We start from the raw sequence: 6,644 nt of genomic DNA on the forward strand, positions 1-6,644 counted from the left end.
CCTCCGGCAGCGGCAGCGTCACCGGCAACTATGGCGGCGTGAACCTGAGCACCGCCGGCAACGCCGGCAGTGCGGCTGACATCAAGGTCAATGGCGCCATCGACACCCATCTGACCGGCGGCAATGTGCTAGCCATGGCGCAAAGCAACGTGGTGCAGGCGGCCGATGTGCTGGCCGGGGCAGGGGACGTGACCCTCACCGCCAGCAGCGGCAGCATCAGCCGTACGGCGGGCACGGTGGGCGGCAATGATGTGTGGCTCAGCGCCGCCACCACCATTGGCAGCAGTAGCCAATTCATCAACACGAGTGCAGATACGCTGAAGCTCACCTCGGCCGGCAGCCAGTTCATCAGCGAAGCCAATGATGTGATCCTCGCGGCCAGCACAAGCGCCAATGGTGCCGTGGTGGCCAATGCGGGCGGAGCATTAACCGTGAGCACAGCCAGCAGCTTGACTGGCATCAGCACCGGCAGTGGCGAGATCAACCTCAAGGGGGCTAGCCTGGCCCTCGATGCCAATGCCAGCACCACCGGCATTGCCTTCTTGGAGGCGACCGGCGCCATGACTGACATCGGCAGCGGCCTGCTCAGCGCGAACCAGGCAGTGCTGACGGCCGGCGGCAATATTGGCAGCAGCAGCCAGCGCCTGCTCACCCAAGTGAGCAGCCTCGCGCTGCAAGCCGCGGGCAACAGCACAACGAGTGCCTATGTGAACGAGGCTGATGCGCTCACCTTGTCCGCCAAGGCGCCCAATGGTGCCGCGCTGGATGTTCAAAACACCACGGGCAGCTTGACCTTGGGCAGCTTCAGTGTGGTCCCGGCCGTCAGCAATGCGGCCGGCTACACCGCCCCCAGCAATAGCGCTGTGGGCGTGGACGCCAGCGGGGCAGTGACGCTCAAAGCACTGAGCGGCAGCATCGATGTGGCCAAGAGCCTGCTGGCTGCGGGTACTGTGAACCTGGTCGGCAACACCGCGGACGGCAACACGGCGGTGCAATTGCGCAGTGGCCGCAGCATCACTAACAATGCCGCCGCCGGCGAGAGCACCACGCTTCAAGCCACGCAAGGCAATATCAGCGCCGACGGCTTGATGACGGTGGTGGGTGGGGCAGGGGCCGGTGTGATTCAACTGCTGGCTGGCAGCATTGCCAGCGCGGCAGGCGCCATCGATGGCAGCTTCATCCAGATCACACAAGGCGGAGTCGGCACGGCCCAAGGCAATAACGGTACAGTAGGCGTGCGGGTGCAGAGCAGCGGCATAGGCGACGTCATTGCGCCCAAAATCATCAACAACGGCAGCGGCAATGTGGTGTTGTCGGCGGGCTCTGCTTTGGCAGCCGGCAATGCCAGTGGCGGCCAGCTCAAGACCGCGAGTGGCAACAGCACCTCACACCTCGCCGGCGGCAAGACCTATGTCTATACCGGTGCCGCGGCCAGCTCGGGCGATTTGGAGATCATCGACAGCGGCTTCAGCATGCTCTACCTCTCCACAATGGGCATCAATCTGGCCAATGCCAAGACCTTCACCGACTATGCTTCAGGCCCGCAGCAAAACAGCGGTGGCAACACTCAGGTGATGGCGCGTGAGCAACTGAGCTTCACCGACAAGATCAACACCACCAGCCTGCGCATCACTTACGGCGACGCCGACCCGACGCTCACGCAGGTCAAGGATGCGATGAAAGCGGCCAATCTGAGCGGCGGCAGTTCCATCGTCGAGACGGTGGCCGCGGGCAGCAATGCCTACCAAGTCACGCGGGCTGCGCTGATCGATGATTTGACACTCACTCAGCCTGCGACCAATGGCTCGCCTCGCCATGTCGGCACGGTGGCCAACGGCTTCGCTGCGGGCTACGCCTATGGCTTGAGCGGGAATAACTTTGTGCAGGTCGACAGCACGCCGGTCAGCGCCACCGCCAGCTTGTTTGTCGACCCCAAGCAGGTGACGCTGTCGGCCACCAAGACCTACGACGGTAATGCCGATATGACGGGTTACGTCACCCTCAGCGGTCTGGTCGGCGGCCAAACTTTGAATTACAGCGGTGCCACGGCCAATGGCAAGAATGTCAGTGCGACCAGCAGCGCGCAATACATCAGCGCTATCACTTTGCAAGACGGAACTGGCTTGGCTGCAGACTACACGACGCCTAGCTTGACAGGCGCGGTGACCGCATCGGGCACGACGGGCGGCAATCAGGCCAGCGTGACGGCTCGCACGGTGAGTCTCTCCGGCAGTAAAACATATGACGGGTCTACCGCGCTGGGCGAGGGACAGTTGACGGTGGCCGGACTGGTCGCCGGAGAAAGCTTGCGCTATTCGGGCGCGACGGTTCAAAGCAAGAATGCGTTTGATGCGACGGCCGCTGCGGGCTATGTCAATGCCGTTACGCTACTTGACGCGGTTGGCGCGACGGCCTTGTCAGGCGGGCTGGCGAGCAACTATGTTGTGCCCAACTTGACCCAGCATGTGAGCGGGGTGAATGAGGCTGTTGTGAATCCGGCCGCATTGACAGCGGTGATCACCGGCGAGGCCCGCAAAGTTTACGACGGCAATCTCAATGCGAGCTTGAATGCCGCTAACTTCCAGGTCAGTGGGCTGGCTTCGGGTGAGACTGCCGTCATCAGCTTTGCGGATCTGACCCTGCCTGTGGCTGGGCAGTATGCAAGCAAGAATGTGCGCGACAACTCGCTAAGCGCACCGGGTCTGGTCAGCGCCGCCATTTCACCCTCGCAGGTGCAGATCAGCGCTGGGGATGCTCGCAACTACAGCTTGCCCTCGACGGCTCAAGGGGCGGTGGGTGTCATCACGCCTAAGTCATCCACCGTCACGGCCACGGCGACCACAATGGCTTACAACAGCCAGACCCAGCAGCAGGCAGCCGCACAGACCAGCGGCTTCATCTCAAGCGATCAAATCACGGTGGCGGGCTTGGCCAGCGGTCGGAATGCAGGTCTGTATGGCTCGACCCTGAGCTTGGGCGGCACCGATGCCAGCAACTACAGCCCCAGCTTCAACAACGCTGATCTTGTGATCACCCGTGCTTCGGCCACGGTGAGTGGCGTTGCGGGCAGCGCGGTCTACAACGGCAGCACGCAAACCCAGGCTGCGCCACAGTCGCAAGGCTTCTGGGCAGGGGATGTCATCACCATTGCGGGCCAGGCTTCCGGGCGCAACGCCGGTGTCTACAGCTCGGCGCTGTCGGTCGGCGGCGCTGACGCGGGCAATTACAACGTCACGATCACGAATGCTGACTTCTACATCGGCCGTGCCTCCGCTTCCGTCACCGGGACGGCCACCACACGCAGCTACAACGGCGCGGTGCAGCAGCAAACCACGGCAGTCTTGAGCGGTTTCTTGCCTAGTGACAATATCCAAGTCCAGGGCTTGGCGAGCGGCAGGGATGCGGGCTTGTATGCGTCGAGCCTGAACATCAGTGGGGCCGACGCGGGGAACTACAACGTCACCACCACCAATGCGGACCTTCTCATCAGCAAGGCCGTGGCTTCTGTCAACGCCACACCGACCAGCCGCAGCTACAACGGCCTCACCCAGACTCAGGGAGCGGCGATCAGTTCGGGATTTTTGCCGGGTGACGACATTCAGATCCAAGGCTTGGCCAGCGGCCGCAATGCCGGGGTGTACACCTCGTCTCTGAGCGTTGCGGGTGCCGATGCGCGCAACTACACCATCACCTTTAACAATGCTGATTTGAGCATCGCGCGAGCCAATGCCTCGGTCAGCGCGGCAGCCACCAGCAAGGTCTATAACGGTTCGGTACAGGTCCAAGACGCCGCGCAAAGCCAGGGCTTCCTTCCAGGCGACGACATTCGTATCTCGGGCGAAGCTTCCGGACTTCACGCGGGCAGCTATGTGTCCAATTTGACGGTCGGAGGCGCTGACCGTAGCAACTACAACATCAGCATCAATAACAACCCGCTGCTCATTGCCAAGAAGGCGCTCACACTGACGGGCTTGCAGGCTGCCGACAAGGTCTATGACGGCAATGCCGCAGCGAGCATTCTTGGCGGTGTGTTGGATGGCATTGTGGGTGGGGAGACACTTGGCCTCAGCGGCAGGGGCGTGTTTGCCAACAAAAACGCCGGCTCGAACTGGACGGTGACGGTGAACGATGTGAGCCAGCTGACGCGTGTCAACGGCAGCGGGTCTTGGGATGACTACACCCTGAACGCCTCGGGACCCCTGCAAACACAAGCCAGCATTCTGAAACGAGATTTGCTTTTGCAGGCAGGGAATGTCAGCACTGGCTATGGCGATGTTCGCCCCCTGACGTTCTCGGCCAGCGGCTTGGTGAGCGGTGAAACGCTGGACGATGCGGCCGTGACTGGGGCTAGCCTGCGCAGTCCCGGCTATCTGCCTAATCTGCGGACCGCCGATGCAGGTGTGTATGACATCACTGGCCAAGGCGGCAGCGCGCAGAACTACAGCGTCCTTTGGTCGACCACACCGGGCGTGTTGACGATCAACAAGGCAAAGCTCACCTATTTGCCAACCGCCCATATGAAACTGCTGACCGAGGCGGATCCGACCCTGTCTGGTCTGTTCACCGGATTCAAGAATGGTGACAACAGCAGCATCGCGAACGATCCAAGCTTGGTGACCCGGCCAGGCCTGAAACGTGTCGTGGGCGAGATAGCCGGCCAGTACCTCATCTCCGAGGCTGCGCCTGGCTTGGCTCGCAACTATGAAATTGAAACTGTGCCTGGCCGCGTCTTCACTATCGTGCCCGCGCAGACGGCGTTGGTTCCGATGAAGGATGTGTCCACGGTGTACGGGGCGCTGGGTGATGTGGCGCCGGCAATCGATACGGACAATGTGCGCTACCTGACCGCCGATGGCCACACCATCATCCGCATGGTTCTGACCGGCACAGAAACTTTGGCCAGCGCGCCGCGCGCATTGGTCTCGGCGAACCTCAGCCCCGCCGGGCTGCGCTACACCTTTGCCGATGGCTTGGGCGGCGTTTTGCAAGTGACACCCATGTTGTCGCAGGTGTCTGTGCAGTCGGGCCGAGGTGGCTATGCGGGTGCCGTGAGCAACAGCAATAGCGGCACCAGCTTGTCGCTGGGCAACTTCTTGGGCGTAACCACGCAAGAGATGACTTATCTGGTCGATGCAGCGCCACTCTATTTGCAGACCAACTCCTACAGCAAGGTGTACGACGGCCTTGTTTCTGCAATCGCACCCGGCCAAGTCATTGCGGTGGGCTTGAAGAACGGGGACAGCTTGGCATCAATAGGTGGCGCTTCTGTCACGGGTGAGGCAGTCAATGCGCGCAATGCGGGGCGCTACGCCTTTACCGCGGCCTTGGCTAACCCCGAGTTGGCGGGGAACTACTTCGTGGCACCGGGCAGTGGTGAACTCACGATCACGCCCGCGCCACTGACATTGACCGCCGGTACGGATGTCAAAACCTATGACGGCAACACCAACTCCACCGGCGAGGTCGCGATCCGTGGGCTCTTGAATTCGGACACGGCGAGGGCATCGCAAAGCTTCCAAAGCTCTCATGTCTTGGGCAGCCATGGCAGTACGTTGCTCGTCTCGACCTACCAGGTTCAAGACGGCAATGGCGGCGCCAACTATGCGGTCAGCACACAGTCAACGCCTGGAACCATTCTTCCCAAGGCCGTGCTTCCGGTCTTTTCGGCGGCCGACAAGACTTATGACGGCAATGCCTTGACCACTATGCAGGCCATCGAATTGCAAGGTGTGTTGCCGGGCGAAACGCTGCAATTGCAGGGCAATGGGCAATTCGCCTCGCCCAATGCCGGGCGGAAGCTGACTGTCAGCATTGAGCCGGCGCAGCTGCGTTACATCGATGGCAGTGGGCGTTGGTCAGACTATCAGCTTGCCGGTACGGCGCCATACACCGCCCAAGCCAGCATTGCACCCAAGCAATTGAATATCGTGGGCTCTACGGTGGCCGACAAGGTGTACGACGGCAGCCTGCGCGCAGACCTGAGGGCGGGCAGTCTGATCGGACTTGTTGGCAATGAGACCCTGGGCCTGGGGTCCAGCCAAGCTGCCTTCCAAAGCCCGGAGGTCGGGTTTGGCAAGCCGGTGGACGTCAGCTATTTGCTTAGCAATGGGTTGAATGGCGGGTTGGCGGCCAACTATCTGCTAGCGGCGGAGGTCTTGAGCGGCAACGTCTTGGCGGGCGATTCACGCCGACCGGATCCACCCAAGCCCCTGCCCCGTCCGCCTTGGGAGCGGGACAAGTCGATCCGCTGGTCCGCTCAATTGGGGTTGCAGCCCAAAACGCCAGACCTGTGCACGGCGGAGGACTTGGGCGTGGACAGCGTTGCGGATGAAGACCGCCGAACCATTGAATGCCTGTGCGAACGCACCCTCGACCCGGCCGTCAAGGTTTGCTACGTATCCAATCGTTGACCTTGTCTTATGGGGCAAATGAACGTTCCGTTTAGGAATACTTAAGACACCCCGCCTGCTCGAACTGGGACCATGACCGCAAGTCACAGTTCGACAGGAAGTGAAGTATGAATTCGGGTTGCTACAAGACAGTGTTCTCCAAGCGTTTGGGTGCTTTGGTGGCGGTGGGTGAGCACGCGGTCGCGCAAGGCAAGGCTGCCAGCGGGGCGAGCCCGAGTGGGCAGGCGTTTGGTG

The 6,644-nt window shown here is 61.5% G+C and carries 2 protein-coding genes; both read left to right on the forward strand.

What is annotated here, in order from left to right:
* The first annotated feature begins 38 nt into the window (after nt 1-38).
* On the forward strand, nt 39-6,410 hold the full coding sequence (locus ACOVRJ_RS21870; protein ID WP_422045929.1) for a YDG domain-containing protein: 6,372 nt from the start codon (nt 39-41) through the stop codon (nt 6,408-6,410).
* Nucleotides 6,411-6,517: 107 nt separating this feature from the next.
* Nucleotides 6,518-6,644: ESPR-type extended signal peptide-containing protein (locus ACOVRJ_RS21875; RefSeq protein ID WP_422045930.1), on the forward strand; the 127-nt coding region annotated here is incomplete at its 3' end.

It is taken from the genome of Roseateles sp. (assembly GCF_049240545.1).
Lineage (GTDB): Bacteria > Pseudomonadota > Gammaproteobacteria > Burkholderiales > Burkholderiaceae_C > Paucibacter_A.